The following is a 17,592-nucleotide window of genomic DNA, read 5'->3' as shown; positions in this document are numbered from 1 at the left end:
ATGCATTACAACCTGAAAACTTCCGGGCATGGGATCGCCACGGGAGAATTGTCAGAGTTTACTTCCATGATGTCGGCCATATGGTCCCACCACTTCTTCATGATAGGCAGCGCGGGAAGGCTGGCGGTTGTATCGTTAGCATTCAATTTTTGAAATGCGAAAAGCGCAAGCGTGGCTTCGTCGAGGAAAATGTAATATTCCATAATGCCGGCCTCTTTCAAAAGCTGGCTCAGTTCCGGCCATATTTCGTCATGTCTCTTTTTGTATTCCGCTTCAAATCCGGGTTTGAGCTGCATTCTGAATGCCTTAACTGTTTCCTGCGCCATGGTTTGGATTAAATACTGCTAAAAAATGCTGTTACTTATGCGATCACTTGTTTTACAACTTTGCCTTCGGTATCTGTCAGTCTGAAATTCCTTCCCTGGAATGGGTAAGTGAATTTCTCGTGGTCGAAGCCCATCAAATGCAGGATAGTCGCCTGCAAATCGTGGACGTGTACCCGGTCTTTCACGCCATAATAGCCCAATTCATCGGTCTCGCCATGGCTGTAACCTTGCTTCACGCCGCCACCCGCCATCCACATGGTGTATGCTTCCAGGTGATGGTCGCGGCCCATATAAGGCATTACCACGCCATTACGGTTTTCCTGCATGGGCGTCCGGCCGAATTCCGCTCCGAAGACTACTAGCGTTTCTTCCAGTAACCCTCGCATTTTCAAGTCTTTGATCAATGCGGCAATGGGCTTATCGGAAATCTGGCATTTCGCACGCAACCCTCCCTCCACATTATCGGTCGCGTTGGTTCCATGGCCGTCCCAACCCCAGTCGAAAAGCTGCACAAACCGCACATCGTTTTCGATGAGTTTGCGGGCAAGCAGACAGTTCATACCAAAGCTTCCTTCTCCGGCTTTTACTCCATACATATCCAGAATAAATTGCGGCTCCTTGGCCACATCCATCACTTCGGGCACCGACATCTGCATCCGGAAAGCCATTTCATACTGGCTGATCCGCGTCAAAATCTCGGGGTCCTGGACTTCCTCGTAAGTCTGTCGGTTAATTTCGTTGATCGCATCGATCGTCTTTTTACGGATATTCCGGTTCATTCCATTGGGATCGGTCACGTACAGAACGGGGTCGCCGCCGGTACGGCATTGCACGCCCTGATAAACCGATGGCAGAAAACCACTTCCGTACACACTTTTACCCGCATCGGGCTGGCGACCGCCGGAAGCCAGCACGATAAAACCTGGCAGATTGCGGTTTTCGGAACCCAGGCCATACACCGCCCATGCACCTAAACTAGGACGCCCCAATCGCGGGCTGCCCGTGTGCAGGAGTAGCTGTGCAGGCGCGTGGTTGAACTGGTCGGTGTGCATCGCTTTCAGGAATGTGATCTCGTCAGCGACGGTCTGCAAATAGGGCAGGTAATCCGATAACCAGGCACCGGATTGGCCATATTGTGCAAATTTCCCCTGGGGCCCGAGCATTTTAGGCACGCCCTGGATGAATGCAAACTTCTTACCTTCCAGAAACTCGGCAGGGCAGTCCTTTCCATGATATTTGACGAGCTCGGGCTTGTAGTCAAAAAGTTCAAGCTGTGACGGTGCGCCGGCCATGTGAATGTAAATCACCCGCTTGGCTTTCGGCGCAAATTGGGGGATACCGCTCGCAGCAAGCGATTCCGAAGCACCCGCGGCGTCGCCGGCTTTCGACGAGCCGCAGGAGCCCAGCAGCGAGCCAAGGCCTAATGCTCCCAGCCCAAAGCCAGCCGATTGCAAAAAGTGGCGGCGTGTTTGACGCTGCACGTCAGCGTATTGTAGTTCTTTTAGTAGTTTTTCCATTGCAGACTTGGTTACCTTGCCCCCAGGGTTGAAAACCTGGGTTAGGAAATGTGGTTACGGGCCGATGACCCTTTCTTTGCCTTTTTTAAGCCGTCGACTAAAGTCGACGGTAGTAGATAGGTTCTTTCTATTCCACGCTCGCCTGGCGAGTCGCCTTGCTTTTCTCCTTATCAATTCACCGAGGTAATCTCTCCGACCCTCAATCTATTTCCGTTGACTTCAGTCAACGGAAAAGGGCCGAAGCCTAGTCCGAAGTCGGGCCTTAGTTCGAAACGAAACCCGTAACCGGATAGCGTCTACGCAGTTCTACTCCTTCGTTACTACGTTATCCAGATTCAGCAATACGTTCGCTGAAACGGTCAACGCGGCCAGCTCCGGTGACTTCTCTTTTCCATACACCAAAATACTATCCACCTCCGAGGGCCTCTGCCGGTACTCGTTGAGCGCATCTTTATATACTTTCATCAATACATTTAAACTCTTCTGCTCAATAGGTTTCAACGTGAGCAAGCGGTAACCTTCTTTGAGCTGCTGCTCGGGCGTCTTGCCGCGGGTCTTCATCTTGGATGCCAGTTTTTCAGCCGCTTCGAGATACACTGGGTCGTTCAAGGTTACCAATGCCTGCAATGGGGTATTGGTAATGATTCGTCTCGATTGGCAGAATTCACGGCTCGGCGCATCGAAGGTCGTCATCGACGGATACGGGGCCGTTCTTTTCCAATAGGTATAAACTCCCCGGCGGTATTTGTCCTCTCCTTCACTTACTACCCAGCTCTCGCCGCTGTATGGCGACTGCCAGATTTTGTCGGGTTGAGGCGGCATTACACTCGGACCGTACATTTTATTGGAAATAAGCCCGCTGCATGCGAGTGCCTGGTCGCGCACCTGCTCCGCACTCAGGCGTACACGTGGGCCGCGCGAGAGCCACACGTTGTAAGGGTCTTTTTCTTTCCGGTGTCCGTCGGAGCGCGAATCCTGCCGGTACGTGGCCGACATGACAATCGTTTTAAGTAATTTCTTGACGCTCCATTTATAATCATCCATAAACGAGACTGCCAGCCAGTCGAGCAGCTCGGGGTGAGAAGGCTCTGCACCTTGCGAACCGAAATCCTCCACGGTTTCCACAATTCCCCTTCCAAAGAGCTGTTCCCAGAAACGGTTCACGATGACGCGCCCTGTTAATGCATTGTCGCGGCTCACGATCCATTTGGCGAGACCAAGCCGGTCGCGGGAGGCATCTTTTGGGAAAGGAGCAAGGAGTTTAGGGACATCAGGTTTCACTTCAGGACCTTTCACCATCCAATTTCCCCGAACAAACACATTGGTTTTCCGTGCAAAATCACCTTTCCCTTCCCACAGTACAGGCATACTCTCTGTCGGCCGCGTCAATGTGGTGGCGTAGTCGGAGACGATCTGCTCATAGCCCGGCTGACCGGCCCCCGGCAATGCTTTTTGAAATGCTGCCCAGCTAATACGCACCCACTCTTCGGGGGCCTTGGGGCTACTTAATGAGAGGTAAATGTCGTGTTTTCCGCTGGTCTTCATGATCGGGGCCACGATTACCGTGTCACGGGTTGGCACTTTGATGGTCGAAAGAACAGGACCGTCGAGCTTATCCAAATGCAATGTCAGCACCGCGTTTTCTGCCTTTGTACCGATATTCATCAGCACGTTGTCTGCGCCGGTTAGATTTACCTGCGGAATGCGCGCATTGCCCTTGTCTTTCACGCCATAATACGAAATCACCAGCACGGTCGATTGGTCGCCTTTCACAAAGTTGTGCGCATTGATTTTCGGCTCCACCACCTTCATGAACTGCGTTTTCGCTTCCAATTCTTTCGGGTCGTATTTCCGCACCCATTCTTTTACCCGCTCGAAACGAAGAGAATCGTCCCCCTTGTAAAACCGAAGCTTCGGCCATTCGTCCCAAACATCCTCGTCACGCGAGTTGTTGAAGAAGGCTGCGTACTTGTAATATTCGTCGTGCGGAATAGGATCGTAAGGGTGGCTGTGACACTGTATGCAGGCAAATGTAGTTCCTTGCCAAACTTCCCAGGTAGTATTCACCCGGTCAATCAATGCAGCTGTACGAAACTCTTCGTCGTCGGTTCCGCCCTCGTTGTTCGTCATCGTATTCCGGTGGAAACCAGTGGCTATCACGTTTTGCTCAATGGGAAAGCCGTCTTTCTTTTCCGGCAAGAGGTCCCCCGCTAGCTGTTCGATCGTGAACCGGTCGAACGGCTTATCTTCATTGAAAGACTTGACCACATAATCGCGGTAACGCCACATCGTGCGGCCGCCGTCACTTTCGTAGCCCTTCGTATCGGCATAGCGTGCAAGGTCCATCCACATCGACGTCCACTTCTCCCCGTATGCAGGTGATTTAAGCAGTTTGTCCACCACTTTTTCGTAGGCATCGGGCGATTTGTCATTCGAGAAGTCCTGAACGTCTTTTTCTGTCGGAGGGAGCCCGGTAAGATCGAGGCTCACGCGCCGGAGTAGTGTGGCGCGATCAGCTTCTGGCGAGGCTTTCAAGCCTTCTTCTTTCAGCTTTTTGGCAACAAAATGGTCGATTTCATTCTTTGCCCACGCTTTGTCACCGCTACTAAGCAAACCAAACAGGTTGGAAAACGTATTCAGAGATGGTACATCCGGCCTTTCTATCTTCTTATAAGCCCAATGTGTTTCCCATTTCGCGCCCTCATTAATCCATTGTTTCAGGATAGCGATTTCCTTGTCGTTCAGCGGCGTGCCGTTTTTGGGCATTTTCTCGTCGGGATCGTCCGTTAAAATGCGTCGGATCATCTCGCTGGCATCCGCGTCTCCACGCACAACGGGTATCTTGCCCGATTTCCCGGGTTCCAGCATTTCGTGCTCGAATAGAAAACTTACGTCGCCCGCTTTTTTCACGCCGCCATGGCAGCCCATGCAATGCTTGTTAAGAATCGGCTTCACATCGGCATTGTAATCCACCTTCTTTTCCCATGGCAAGCCATTCCACGAAAAGTACATTACCGGCACCGCCACCACCACTAAACCGATCAAAAATCTGGTATGCATTGGTTTAATTTTAAATAATTATTCCCACAAGAATTACAAAAATACCAAGAGGCTTATCAATCCGGAAACAATTGTTTATACAAACTTTTAAAATGTTTACACAAATTGTCATATAACGATTGATATCCCTTAAAAAACTATTCAATATAATCGAAAAACCCCGTCGCGACACGACTTAATGAACAAGCAGCACATTTGAGTTATCCTGCTGATTTCATGGCCAAAAGATTGAATTTAAATAAAATTACCCACTAAATCTGGTCAGCGACGGGTATTCGTTATTGCCAAATGGCATTCTGCTTTACATTGGGATTACCCTGCAGTTCTTTTTGCGGCAGCGGCAGCACGTAATCGCGCTCCTTGGGCGCACGGTCGAGATTGTACTTCTCCGCAAAATGCCTGATTTCCTTGCCGAGATAATCTACCGGCCCCCCCAATTTGCTTTTCCGGCGCAGTTCAGGGTACATTACCTGCTCGAAAACAAATTCCTGCATCCGCTCGTGAATGATGGCATCACGTAAGGCCGATTGACTGAGACCCTTCAATGGAGCCAACCCGGCACGGGCACGTACCTTGTTAATCGAAGCGAATGCGTCGCCCTGACCGCTCTCGTTACACGCCTCCGAGTGCCCCAGCAGGATATCGGCCAAACGAATGTAAATCGTGTTTTTCTCGGTGGCCGCATTGCTTTTATCGAGCTCGACGATCTTTGCTGCCCACGCTTTTCCGAAGATCATCTGTGCCGGATCGTTGGGATTCGCATCCGATTTCACCACGCCCCCGAAGCGCGACAGGTTGTAATCAGCCTTTTCGCTCCAATGTACGATCGGATAAGCGCCGTTGATTTTACCGAAACGGCCCGTCGGGTAACTCTCGATAAACGTTCCCTCAATGCGTTTGTCCTTTGGATCATAACTTGCCCGGAACTCCTGCGTAGCGCTGATCCAGCTCCAACCCGATCCGCCCAGTTCGCTGGGGAAATCTTCCGGGTTGAAATGCATCGAATGTACATTGTATTCGTTCGGGTTGGCCGTAGCCGAAACTTGCGCTTCGAAGATCCTTTCGCCCTGATTCTCATGGGCAAGATCAAAATTGTGGGAGAAATCGGTGAACAGCGTGAGGCCACTGTTGTTAATGATATCCTCGCCGGTAGCCTTTGCTTCGGCCCATTTTTCATCCCAAAGCTGGGTTTTCATTAAAATGGATTTCGCGGCCCATTTCGTCGCGCGGCCAATATCCGCGCCGGTGTAGCTGGCAGGCAATAATTCGGCCGCCGCTTTGGTATCAGCATAAATTTGCGCGATCACCGCTGCTTTCCCTCCGCTATTGGATGGCAGTTCCGAGATATTCTGTGTCGATTTCGTCGTCAACGGCACATTATCGAAATAGCTCAACAAGCTGTAATAGTAGAATGCACGTAAAAACAGTGCTTCCCCTTTGACGCGCTTGATCAAAGCCTCATTCGACGGATCTTTCATAGCATCGGCAGTTTCGATGATCGCATTTGCCCGGTTAATCGAGCGGAAGCAGATGCCCCAGTAGGCCTCGATGTATTCGTCGGCCGGGTTGACATTGCCCAGGTTGTATTGCAGCGGCCCTTTCTCCCATCCCACCTGGTAACCTATCAGACATTCAAATACATAACGATCGTAGAAGTAGCCTGAGTATTGCGAATTGAGGTCGTCGTAAACCGCATTCACGCCCAGCACCAGCTCCGCTGCCGTCTTATAAAAAGTACCGGGATTGATGAAATCGGGCTTCTCCTTCAAGTCCGAACAGCCTGCCGCAGCAAACAGTAATGCCGAAAGTCCCGTCAATCTGATTTTATATAAAAATGACTTTTTCATAACAAACTGATTTTCAATCTGAAATATTAAATACCAAGATTAACGCCCACTGTGAACATGCGCGACCGCGGGTAAGCATCGTAATCATCGCCCCGGTTGAGGTTATTCTGCCCCTGGTTGTTCACTTCGGGATCGAAACCTTTATACTTGGTGATCAGGAAGAGGTTTTGCCCGCTCACATACACGCGCGCACTGCGGATATAGGCACTCTTGACGGGGACCGTATACCCGAGCGAGAGGTTTTGCAGCCGCACGAACGAGCCGTCCTGAATGAAGAATGACGACCGGCGGAAAGAAATGAAATCACGGCGGCCATCGATTACCGGGCGGGGCGCATTCGGGTTTTCAGGTGTCCAGGAATCGGTCAGGATATTGGCGATCTGATTGATTTTCTGCACACCATCGCCCATTTCGGATTGTTGCAGGTTGCGAATCTTGTTACCATGCACGCCGCGGAAGAAAACCGCCAGATCGAAACCTTTGTATTTCAGGCTGGTATTGAAGCCCCAGGTCAGTTTCGGGTTCGGGTCGCCGATGATCTTGAAATCGTCAGTAGTGTATTTACCGTCGCCATTCACGTCTTCATATTTGGGGTAACCCGCCTTAGCTGAATAGCTTTTACCTTCTTCGTCGGATTGGAACAAACCGACATAGTTGTACCCGCTCCAAACGCCGATCGGGTTGCCGCCCTGCACCCAACTGCCAAGCACCCCAAGGTGGCCGCTGGTACTGTTGGAAAAGAATGGAGTGCTCATGCCCAGGTCAAGGATTTTGTTGCGCAGGATAGACACATTACCACTCACATCCCACGTCAATGCGTTGGAACTGATCAGCTTATAGCTCGCGGAAAATTCAAGACCCTTGTTGCTGAGTGAGCCGGAATTCAGCATAATGGTACCAAAACCGGTACTTTGCGGAATGGAAACGTCGAGCAACAAGTCGGTGGTTTTGTTTTTAAATGCGTCGATCGTCAGGCTGAGACGGTTGTTCAGCAATGTGAAATCCAGGCCGACATTGAGCATCGAAGTGCCTTCCCACTTCAAATCCGGGTTCGGGATGCGGTTAGGCCCGTAGCCTGAAACAAGCGTAGGTACACCTCCAAAAACGTAATTGTAGGACACCAATCCAGCTACCGAACGGTAACCGGGTATTTGTGAATTACCCGTCAAGCCATAGCTCGCACGGATCTTGAAATCATCAAAAACCTTCCCTAATCCTGAATTTTTGAAAAAATCTTCATTTACCACACGCCAGCCAATTGCCGCCGAAGGGAAAGTGGCCCATTTGTTGTTAGGCCCGAATTTCGACGAACCATCGCGGCGCAGCGTCACAGTAAGCAGGTAGCGGTCTTTCAAATTGTAATTGATCCGCCCTAGCATCGACATCAGCTCCCATTCCAGGCGTCCTGAATTCGGCACCAACGGCCGGCTGCCGTTTTGCATATTCACCGCGTCAATATCGTCGGACGGAAGCCCACGGGTAGCATTGGATTCAAAATAATTGATTTCCTTTTGATAGGTATAGCCGAGTGTAACGTCGAGGTAATGTCCTTTGGCAACTTCCTTATTATAAGTTAAAATATTCTCATTCAGGATGTTATTTGAATTTCGGTTTGCTTTCTGCAACTCGCGCCCATTCTGGCGGCCGATGTAAGTATAGTTGTTGTAAAAAGTCGTACGGCGCGCATTGACGATGTCCAGCCCAAGGCTCGTGCGGAATTTCAGGCCTTCCAGAATATTCACATTCAATGCCGAAGTACCGAAAAGTCGGTTGGTAAAATCTTTATCATAACCCTCCACGGCCTCTGCCAACGGATTGGTCATGAAACGTTGGTCGTAGCTCGCGTACTGGTATCCTCCGTTCTGATCGTAAACCGGGCCGGTAGGGTCGAGGCCCAAAGCTGTGATGACGATACCACCCGGTCCGCCGCGATCGGTAGGCACATTGCTGCTGCCCGAGCGGTTGAACGACCAACTGTTGGAAAGCGTAGCCTTGCCTTTGAGGAAGTCGTTATCAAGGTTCATCCGGAAACCATAGCGGTTGAAATCCGTATTCTTGATAATCCCCTTGTTATTCAAATAATTACCTACAAATGCATAGCGCATTCCCTTGTTGCCGCCGGTGAACGAAAGTTGGTGATTGGACAACCCGCCGGTACGCGAAATCACATCCCACCAATTGGTACCCGCCCCGATCTGTCCGATTTGCGCGTCGGTGTACCGCGGGTTTCCGCCCTGGCTGCGTTCCAGCATGTTAATGTAACGTGCATAATCGGCACCGTTGAGCACTTCCACTTCGCGTGCGATGGTTTGAAACGAATAGGAACCGTCATAATCCACGCGGCTCTGGCCTTCCTTACCGCGTTTAGTAGTAATCAAAATCACACCATTCGCGCCGCGGGAACCGTAAATGGAGGTCGCCGAGGCATCTTTCAGTATTTCAATAGATTCGATTTCGTTGGGGTTAATAGTCGCCATGGCATTGGTAGGCTGCCGATTGCCGCTCGTACCCAACGCACCATTGTCGGGGTAAATAGGAAAGCCGTCGATCACGTAAAGCGGCTCGCTTCCACTGTTAATGGAGTTCGCGCCGCGCACGCGGATGGAAATGCCGCCTCCCGGCGCGCCCGACGTTTGCGTCACCTGCACGCCCGGCGCCCGCGACTGGATCGCCTGGTCCACCGACGTCACCGGCATTTCGCGGATTGCGTCGCCTTTAATGCTCGCCACAGAGCCCGTCAGATCGCTTTTCCGCACCGAGCCATAACCCACTACTACCACTTCTTCCAGTGCCTGATTATCCGGCTGCATGATTACCGACAAATCCGTTTGACCTCCCACGGTTACCTCCTGCGGCTTGTAGCCCACAAAACTGAAAACCAGCACCGCATTCTGCTCGGACACATCGAGCGCAAAAGTGCCCTCCTGGTCAGTAGTAGTTCCTTTTTGGGTCCCTTTAATGATCACGCTAACGCCCGGCAGGCCCGCATTGTTTTCGTCTACCACTTTTCCTTTGACCAGCGCGACATCTGCGGATTTTCCTGGTTCCATCGGCTCACGCGATTCCAATGGCTCAGGAACCGCGCCGGTCTCGGCCGTCAGCAAAATACGGCCTGCCGTTAGTTCATAGGTTATGTGCAGGGGGTCGAGCAGCGTGCTCAATGCGGTCGACAGCTTCTGCCGGTTGATATGTACATCAATAGTCCGCTCGGCACGGATATTCTTCTGACTGTACGCAAACTTCACGTCGGCCTGCCCTTCGATCTCACGCAGGACATTTCTCAATTCCGCATTCTGTGCATGGATCGTCACCATTCTCTCCATAATCTCCTGCGCTCGCCCCTCGCTCGCAGCGTGGGTAAGCGTCGTGAAAACCACTGCAAAAAGGATTTGAGCAAATGTTATTTTCATGATCATGCATAGTGATGCACACCATTTTAACTGTTGGGTTTTTTGCATATTTTTGAAGGTTCTATTTGTGAAAAACAGGACATCCGCCCGCTTACCGTCTGTCCAGGATCTCGTAAGCAGGCATTTCCGAAGCCGGTAGTGGTGGTACACTATCGGTTTCTTTGTTTTAAGTCGGTGGGGTAGCTTTTATAGTTTCATAGTTAAGGGTTTAGGATTTGCAAAAACTTAGTCACAGCCGCGGCCGTTGATGAGAATGCGTGTTCCTTTCACTTCGTAATCGGCGCCATTGGATTTGCAAACGAGTGCCAGTTTGTCGTACAGCTGCATGTCGGTAAGGTCGCCGGTGAAGCTGCAATGCGCGATACGGTCGTTCGCGAAAACGATCTCTATTCCGTAGGCTTCCTGTAATGCGGCTGCTATCTTTTCCAGCTTTTCGTCGTTGAAAATCATTTTTGCCTCCTCGGCAACCTGCGATGTTTTCACGGGCTCCGGTACGAGACCGGTCATGAGGTGCCGGCTTTCGGCGAAATAGGTTACCCGCTGGTTCGGCGTGAGCACTACGCCATTGTCCTGGTTATCAACGGAATTTTCTTCGCTGAATGCCTCGCGGTTTTCAAAAACCGACACTTTCCCGGTCACAACTTCCACTTCCAGCGCTTTATCCTTCGCATTGTTTTTGATTCTGAAACTGGTTCCGAGTACGCGGGTGATGATTTTGCCGCTGTACACGAGGAAGGGCTGGTCGGGATTGCGGGTGATCTCAAAAAATGCATTGCCTGTAAGCTGCACCGTGCGCTTGTCGCCGGTGAAAGTCACCGGGAACACGATTCTAGCTCCCGGTTCGAGGGTTACTGTGCTGCGGTCGCTTAAAGTCAATCTTTTCGGAACGCCGGTCGTGTTTTCTTCGGTGATCAAGCGGCTTTGGGGCGCCTGCACAAACATCTTTTCCTGCATTACACCTGGCCTGCGGGTGCCTTTACCCAGAAATGCCCAGAAGCCGACCACCAGGAGCACCGCTGCAGCTGTGGCCACGTATACCGTAGCCCTGCGCCACCATTGCTTCACAACAGCCCCCTCTTCGTGATCCGCGGCGGGCGTTCCCGTGGCAGGCGTTCCCACGCCGGGCGCTCCCACGCCGGGCGCCCCCGCAACAGAAGTCTCCGCAGCCAGTTTACCCAGTATTCTCTCCTCCATTTCGCGCTTTTCCTCATCGCTGAGCACCGCCATCCCATCGGCATTGAGGCTTTCATACCACCGGTGAATTCTCAGCTTTTCTTCCTTCGTGCAATTCCCTTTCCGGTATTTCAGAAGCAGGGCTTGCCATTCCTTATTGTTCATTGATGTTTAAATCAGGTCTTCGGAATGATAAGCCGGGAAAATGACGCTATTCCCTAAATAAATTTAGAAAATATTTGAATTGTACAATTGAAAACGCGCTTTGCTCGAAAAGTCCTTGGAAAAAGATAATGAGGGGAGAATGGAGGGAAGGGAGGATGGCGGAAGGGAACTGGGTGCTTTCGATGCGCGGGGTGCTAGATCAATCCGGAGACGGCCAGCATCAGGATCATCACTTCCTTTAAATGCGTCCGCACTACCCGCACGGATTTGGTCAGATGGTATTCAACGGCCTTCTCGGATAACCCGTAACGGGTAGCAATGCGTGAAATGGGCCAGTATTCGAGCTTATGCAAACGGAAAATTTCGCGTGTCTTTTCCGGTAAAATGTGCAAGCATTCGTCGATTACCCGCAGCAGCTCATCCAATGCAAGCTGGTTTTCGGTGTTCAAATCCTGCATGCTTTCGAAAGTGCCGTAGTCGTCGAAGTATTCAAAAGTCCGACCTTTCGTGCGGATATAGTCGATGACCTCGTAGCGAACCGCGGAAAAAAGGTAGTAGTTGAGGTTTTCTATGCGTAGGGTATCCCGTTCCCGCCAGAGCCGCAGAAAAATGTCCTGCACGATCTCTTCAGCCGCTTCCTTGTTGCGGAGCTTGCGGTATGCGACCAGGAACATGTCGTACCAATAGGCTTTATAAACCGCCGTAAATGCTTCGGCATCCCCATTTTGCAATGCGAGGAGCAGGTGGCCGGCCTTGTCGTTATCCACCATTACAGCTTGTTTTTGTTAAAGATCAGGAAACAGGATTCTGGCAAAGTTATATTATTTGCTCTTATTATCCAGTAATTAAAACTTGTAATAAAACGGGAACCGGTTGATAACGCGGAGCAATTCGATTGATCATTTCTGGCATAACTCGCTTGAATTCTACTACAAGTCTTTCGGTGCTCTGCACCTTTGGTCTTCGGTATGCGCTCAGCATCGAAGGCACAGAGCGCCGAAAGACTTGTTGCACATGCGGTATTTCATGTGCCCTAGGTGCAGCGCACGCAGGATTTGTTTGAATCCCGTACGTTTGTTTTTATTTAAATTTCAACAAATACCCCGTCAAATCAGCCAAATCCTGCTCATTGAGACCCAATGCGGTAGGTTCCGGCATCAACGACAACAGCATTTTCTCCCGTGTTTTGATCTGATCCGCCTTGATCGTGTGCTGCTCGCCGGCCGCATCTTTTAACACCACATTCGCGCCGTCGCTCATGAGAAAGCCAAAATAGGTATCGCCTTTTTTGGTCACGATGGTGTAGCTTTCATAACCAAAAACCATGCTCGCCGAGGGGTTCACAATGGCATCGAGTAATCCCGCTTTATCGAATTTTTTGTGGATGGTGGTCAAATCCGGTCCGATTTCGGCACCGGTTTTGCCGTGTTTATGGCAGGCGGCACAAGTTGTGGAGAAGATTTTTTCGCCGTGCTCCGGATCCGCATTCATTCTGGATATGAAATCCGTTTTCAAAACTTTGCCGTTTCTGGGAAAAAACTGGCTTGCGACTACGCGCACATTCTGGTCGGGGTTTTTGAAAATGATCTCGCTCACCGATTTGGCAATCGTGTCGGGCAACTGGCCCTGCACACGCATATCCACGAGAATATTACCGCCATTCACGTCCGACGCCATTTGGCGGGCGGTTTCAATGCGCTGCAGCATCGGTTGCGTTTTATCGCTGACGGTCTTTTTCAGGTCGAGCATGCGCTTATATGCAGGCGTCATCACCTGCGCGGTGGCTTCTTCCCAGTTCATCAGATCGGCCCAATCGTTGCTCTTCCGGAAGTTGATCCAGTAAGATGCCTGCGAAGCTACATCGGGCAAAGTGGATTTGGACAGTGCGATCATCGCCTCTGCCGCTTTTTTATCTTTGATAAAACCAATGGCGGTCAGCGCCTTACGCCGCTCCGACTCCGGAACTTTGGCCGAACCAGCCCGTACTTTCAATTCTTCCACGGCCGATACAGGATGTAATCGCCATGCCAGCGTTGCCCGTTGGGGATTCCAATTCTGAGGATCCGCTTTAAATGTCTCGCGCACATAAGCATACACAGGCGCCTCCTTTTTATCCGCTGCCGTTCCAATGGCTTCCAGCATCCATGGGTCTTTACCGTCGTAGTTTTTAATAAGGTTGATAATACTGCTGAATGCCTCCTCGTAAGGTACATCCCGCAATGCGATCCCGACCTCCCGCCGCACTGACGGGTCAGCGTCTTTTGACATTTGTTCGAAATAAGCATTGGCCTTACCCGTCGATTTCAATGCACGGAAAGCGGCCAGCCGGTGCATTGCATTCGGCGACGATAACAACTTCACCACCTCAGCATTGCCTTGCTCGCCTAATTGCGCCAAAAGCCAAATGGCCCGTGCCTGATGGTATGGATTTTCTACCGTCAGTAACTGTTTAACCTCCGGTACCGCCACCTCGCCTTTTGCCCTTAGCCCTTCAAAACCCAATGCACGGACATTAATAGCAGGGTTTTTCAATGCATTAATTAAACCAGCAGTAGTAGTAAAATCCAATTTTGGCGTTGCGAGCTTCCTGCCTTTTGGCGTAATGCGATAAATGCGTCCGTAACCCTTTTTGTCCTTCATAGCATGACCGCCTACGACGGGATCATACCAATCGGCTACGTAAATGGCCCCGTCGGGTCCGACAGCCACGTCCGACGGCCGGAACCATTTGCGGTAATCCTGGTCGGTTTCATACCATTCATACCGCTCCGAAACTTTCGGAAAAGAGCTGATTAAATCCTGGCGCTTCAACTCAAAACCTGCACCCTGCGGCTTCGGCTGGTAGGCAAATATCACATTGCGCCCAGCCTCGCAGCTCAGCAATGTGCCGCGGTAATTTTTACCCAATTCATCTCCTTCATAAAACACAATTCCTGTGGGCGAACCTGCGCCGGAATTGTCTCCGGCCGGCATTACGCCGGGATCTTCCTGGTGCCAGTGCGTGGCGAAAATATCCTGACCGGGACGGCGATCGGCCTGCCAGTAACGAGTGCCATCCGCCGAAAAGTAGCCCGCATTTCCATTTTCTTGTAAAAAAGAGACCCGGCAGGTGATTACCTGGTCGTCGTTATCGTTCTGCCACATATTGCCGTAGCTGTCCAGGCAGACCTCGTAGCTGTTACGGAAGTTGTGACCGAGCACTTTCAGGCCGGTACCATCCGGATTTATGCGTAATGCAAGCCCACCGACCCAAATGCGGCCGTCGTCCGACTTCTGATTGCCTTCATTTTTCTTGTTGTAGGGCGTCCCTCCAACGTAGAGGCTGCCGCTTCGCAATGTCCAGCCACTTTTGTCAGTGACGTTATGCGGACCTGCATTGCCTGTATTGAAATAGTACTTCCCATCCGGCCCGACGATCAGCGAATGCAACGAATGGTCATGATCGAAACCGCCAAAACCGGTCAGGAAAACCTCCCGCTTGTCGGGTTTATCGTCGCCATTCGTGTCCGTGTACACGAGCAGGTTAGGCGCGCAGGAGACGATTGTTTTATTTCCAATGACCGCAATGCCGAGCGGCGCCGTCAGCAACGAATCTTCGACATATACTTTGGAAGACTCCGCCTTACCATCGCCGTCCTTGTCTTCCAGGATCATCACCCGGTCGCCTTTTTGCCTGTGGCTGAGGCGCTCGGCGGGTTTGGTATTAAAATCCCTGTAATTGACCGCCTCCGTGATCCATACCCTGCCTCTGGCATCAATATCCATGTTCGTGGGATTGTAGAACATCGGTGCTTCGGCCCATAATGTGGCTTCGAGGTCATCTGGTACATACAGGCGCGAGGAATCTTCGCCAACGGACATAGGGGCAGCGGACTGCTTCGGTGGTTCCTGCCCGTTTGGAATCAGAACAATGCTAAAAGTGGAAGCGAGCAAAATGCTTCCTGCTAAAATAGTGCTGCTATTTAGCGGTAATGCGCTGCTAATGTTCATAGTGTTGAAATAAAGGGGGAAAAGGAGAAGAGGAGAAAGGAGGAAAGGGAGAAAGGGTAGCTAATTCGAAGAAGAATCCCTTTCTCCATCCTCCATCTATTCTATTTTAAAAATAACCTTTTGAGGTAATCGAGATTATGCTGGTAACAGGGGATAATTTCGGCGCCTTGCGGCGTGGCACCTTCGATCTGCATCCAACCCTCGTAACCGATGTCTTTTACCGCTTTGGCAACACGAGGCCAGTCGAGCGGACCCTCGCCGAGACGCTGGCCGTTTTCTTTCATATGGATTTCACAGATCAGGTCCTTGCCGAGCATGGGTATTTCCTTGAAAATATCATGGCCAGCGTCGGTCGAATTACGGAAATCGTAATACACTTTCACCGCCTTCGAGCCTACCGCATTGATAATATCCAAATGCTCCTGTCCGCTCAACCACGATTCGATACCCAGGGTAATGCCCTGCTTTTCGGCGTGGGGGGCTACTTTTTTCAGGCGTTCGATCACTACTTTTTTACCGGCATCGTCATTTCGTAAGTCGCCCTCCGAAAAGAACGCAAGCAAAATCACCTTCACGCCCAAAGCTTTGGCTGCATCTACGCTGTTCCATACCCACTCTTCTGTTTTCGGCTGCGATTTGTAAGGTACCCGGTTCAACTCGCCAATAGCCAGGCTCGACACCTTCACACCCGTGCGTGCGGACGCGTCACGGATCGCCTGCAAGGTTGCCGGTGCAGAGAGGCCATTTTCGTCCTTACCGGTATTATAGCTCACCTGAATGCCGTGCAAACCGATTTGCTTCGCCCGGTCGAATGCTTCCGGGCTCAGCTGCCGTCCTACCGACCAGTCACAAGCGCCGATCTGGAATTTCGGTGCCGCCGAACGGTCTGTTTGAAGTGCATTGTTCTCATCAAATGCCGCCGACGCCAACAGCAGCGCACTGCTTTTGAGCATTTCCCGCCGGTTAAGCACCAAATCATCTATCATTACAGTCAGATTTTGAAATACTTAAAGAATATCTTCAAAAATGTTTGTGATTTGGTTTCTACTTATGCTGTGGGTAACGTTACCGGCTGAATGCGTCTTCGATATGCCGGATGTCGGTCGAGCCATCGGGTAATCTGAGGATCGAAACAATGTCAAACCGGACATCATTTTCCCAATCGGTATCAAAAATGTACTGTTCGGCGGCACGCATAACGAGCTTTGCCTTGGTCGCATTCACGAATTCTTCGGGCATCCCGAATGCCGTACCGGTGCGTGTTTTTACCTCGACGAAAATCAGCATATCATCTTTTGACACGATCAGGTCGATTTCGGATTGCCAGCTGCGATAGTTTTTTGCGATGATTTTGAAGCCCTTTTCGAGCAGGAAAGATGCCGCGGTAGCTTCGCCCCAGCGGCCGAGGTCGTTGTGTTGTGCCATAATGTGTGTGTTTAGATGTTTAACTGAGATCAAGAGTAGATAGGAGCTCTTTCAACTCTATCGGAGACAAAGATTCGCGTTCGCTTTTATCGAAGATTGTAAGTAAATAAATGGTGGTCTTTGAAACATGGACGTAATAGATCACACGCGCGCCTCCTGACTTCCCCTTCCCTTTGGAGGCGATAGAAAGCCTTTTCTTGTAACAACTCTGCCCTAATGAAATTCCATTTCCAGGATTCTGGGCGAGGAGCAATACCAGATCCCTGAATTCACCGGACAATGAAGGGTATTTCTTTAGACGCTTTTTAAGTCTGGAATCAAACTCCGGCGTCGTTTTTACAAAGTATCTCATTTAGCAACTCTTCTGCGTCCCGGGCTTCGAGTTTGCCTTCTTTGATCAGTTGCAATTCCTCCAATGCAGTTCTCGTGCTGTCTATCACTTCAAACTGAAATGGCGTAAAAGGCTTTACTTTGACATACGGAAGCCGTCTGAGCAAGCCTAAAACAAACTGCGCTTTTTCGTCTTTAATATCTAGTAAAACCTTCATAACCACAGAATTTAGTTGCACTAACAAATTTAACGAACATTTAGCTAATAAATTAGCGTTGTGAAACCGGGACATGTGTGTACAATATGTTTCATGAACCGGATGCTGCCGGCCTGAACATTTAGACGTCA

General features: G+C 50.7%; 12 protein-coding genes. All 12 read right to left on the bottom strand.

Annotation, left to right across the window (positions count from 1 at the left end; genetic code table 11):
- Positions 1–5: 5 nt before the first annotated feature.
- The 12 genes from rhaM to AC2YIT_RS28055 all read right to left on the bottom strand — a co-directional run bounded on the left by rhaM (position 6) and on the right by AC2YIT_RS28055 (position 17,461).
- A complete protein-coding gene (rhaM, locus tag AC2YIT_RS28110) occupies positions 6–326 on the bottom strand; it encodes an L-rhamnose mutarotase (protein WP_487281388.1) in 321 nt (106 codons plus the stop codon).
- Positions 327–361: 35 nt separating this feature from the next.
- Complete coding sequence (locus tag AC2YIT_RS28105; RefSeq protein WP_430850389.1) at positions 362–1,843, bottom strand: DUF1501 domain-containing protein; 1,482 nt, start codon at positions 1,841–1,843, stop codon at positions 362–364.
- Positions 1,844–2,149: 306 nt separating this feature from the next.
- Positions 2,150–4,903 carry a DUF1553 domain-containing protein gene (locus tag AC2YIT_RS28100; protein ID WP_487281387.1) on the bottom strand — a complete coding sequence of 918 codons (2,754 nt, stop codon included), beginning with the start codon at positions 4,901–4,903 and terminating at the stop codon, positions 2,150–2,152.
- Between the two features lie 278 nt (positions 4,904–5,181).
- The gene (locus AC2YIT_RS28095; RefSeq protein WP_487281386.1) at positions 5,182–6,750 is read right to left on the bottom strand and encodes a RagB/SusD family nutrient uptake outer membrane protein; all 1,569 of its coding nucleotides are present in this window, start codon (positions 6,748–6,750) and stop codon (positions 5,182–5,184) included.
- Between the two features lie 26 nt (positions 6,751–6,776).
- Positions 6,777–10,160, bottom strand: coding sequence for a TonB-dependent receptor (locus tag AC2YIT_RS28090; protein ID WP_487281385.1), 3,384 nt, complete (start codon positions 10,158–10,160; stop codon positions 6,777–6,779).
- 225 nt (positions 10,161–10,385) lie between these two features.
- On the bottom strand, positions 10,386–11,498 hold the full coding sequence (locus tag AC2YIT_RS28085) for a FecR family protein (protein ID WP_487281384.1): 1,113 nt from the start codon (positions 11,496–11,498) through the stop codon (positions 10,386–10,388).
- Between the two features lie 194 nt (positions 11,499–11,692).
- Positions 11,693–12,268, bottom strand: coding sequence for an RNA polymerase sigma factor (locus AC2YIT_RS28080; protein WP_430850399.1), 576 nt, complete (start codon positions 12,266–12,268; stop codon positions 11,693–11,695).
- Between the two features lie 310 nt (positions 12,269–12,578).
- Entirely contained in the window at positions 12,579–15,488 is a 2,910-nt protein-coding gene (locus tag AC2YIT_RS28075; RefSeq protein WP_487281383.1) for a PVC-type heme-binding CxxCH protein, read from the bottom strand.
- Between the two features lie 101 nt (positions 15,489–15,589).
- The gene (locus AC2YIT_RS28070) at positions 15,590–16,474 is read right to left on the bottom strand and encodes a sugar phosphate isomerase/epimerase family protein (protein WP_487281382.1); all 885 of its coding nucleotides are present in this window, start codon (positions 16,472–16,474) and stop codon (positions 15,590–15,592) included.
- Positions 16,475–16,553: 79 nt separating this feature from the next.
- Positions 16,554–16,913: a YraN family protein gene (locus AC2YIT_RS28065; protein ID WP_430850405.1), complete on the bottom strand. Its 360-nt coding sequence runs from the start codon at positions 16,911–16,913 to the stop codon at positions 16,554–16,556.
- A gap of 19 nt (positions 16,914–16,932) precedes the next feature.
- Positions 16,933–17,265, bottom strand: coding sequence for a type II toxin-antitoxin system RelE/ParE family toxin (locus AC2YIT_RS28060; RefSeq protein ID WP_430850407.1), 333 nt, complete (start codon positions 17,263–17,265; stop codon positions 16,933–16,935).
- Complete coding sequence (locus tag AC2YIT_RS28055; protein WP_430850409.1) at positions 17,231–17,461, bottom strand: hypothetical protein; 231 nt, start codon at positions 17,459–17,461, stop codon at positions 17,231–17,233. Before AC2YIT_RS28055 ends, AC2YIT_RS28060 begins: the two co-directional genes overlap by 35 nt.
- Positions 17,462–17,592: the final 131 nt, after the last annotated feature.

Source organism: Dyadobacter sp. SRI_021, assembly GCF_057586235.1.
The sequence above is the reverse complement of the archived record's forward strand: the minus strand, read 5'-3'. Positions and strand labels throughout refer to the sequence as shown.

Bases quoted from the DNA above. Each gene is read 5' to 3' on its own strand.
- AC2YIT_RS28075 (WP_487281383.1), bottom strand. From the start codon at position 15,488: ATGAACATTAGCAGCGCATTACCGCTAAATAGCAGCACTATTTTAGCA.
- AC2YIT_RS28085 (WP_487281384.1), bottom strand. From the start codon at position 11,498: ATGAACAATAAGGAATGGCAAGCCCTGCTTCTGAAATACCGGAAAGGG.
- AC2YIT_RS28065 (WP_430850405.1), bottom strand. From the start codon at position 16,913: ATGGCACAACACAACGACCTCGGCCGCTGGGGCGAAGCTACCGCGGCA.
- AC2YIT_RS28095 (WP_487281386.1), bottom strand. From the start codon at position 6,750: ATGAAAAAGTCATTTTTATATAAAATCAGATTGACGGGACTTTCGGCA.
- AC2YIT_RS28090 (WP_487281385.1), bottom strand. From the start codon at position 10,160: ATGAAAATAACATTTGCTCAAATCCTTTTTGCAGTGGTTTTCACGACG.
- AC2YIT_RS28100 (WP_487281387.1), bottom strand. From the start codon at position 4,903: ATGCATACCAGATTTTTGATCGGTTTAGTGGTGGTGGCGGTGCCGGTA.
- AC2YIT_RS28070 (WP_487281382.1), bottom strand. From the start codon at position 16,474: ATGATAGATGATTTGGTGCTTAACCGGCGGGAAATGCTCAAAAGCAGT.
- AC2YIT_RS28105 (WP_430850389.1), bottom strand. From the start codon at position 1,843: ATGGAAAAACTACTAAAAGAACTACAATACGCTGACGTGCAGCGTCAA.
- AC2YIT_RS28080 (WP_430850399.1), bottom strand. From the start codon at position 12,268: ATGGTGGATAACGACAAGGCCGGCCACCTGCTCCTCGCATTGCAAAAT.
- AC2YIT_RS28055 (WP_430850409.1), bottom strand. From the start codon at position 17,461: ATGAAGGTTTTACTAGATATTAAAGACGAAAAAGCGCAGTTTGTTTTA.
- AC2YIT_RS28060 (WP_430850407.1), bottom strand. From the start codon at position 17,265: ATGAGATACTTTGTAAAAACGACGCCGGAGTTTGATTCCAGACTTAAA.
- rhaM (WP_487281388.1), bottom strand. From the start codon at position 326: ATGGCGCAGGAAACAGTTAAGGCATTCAGAATGCAGCTCAAACCCGGA.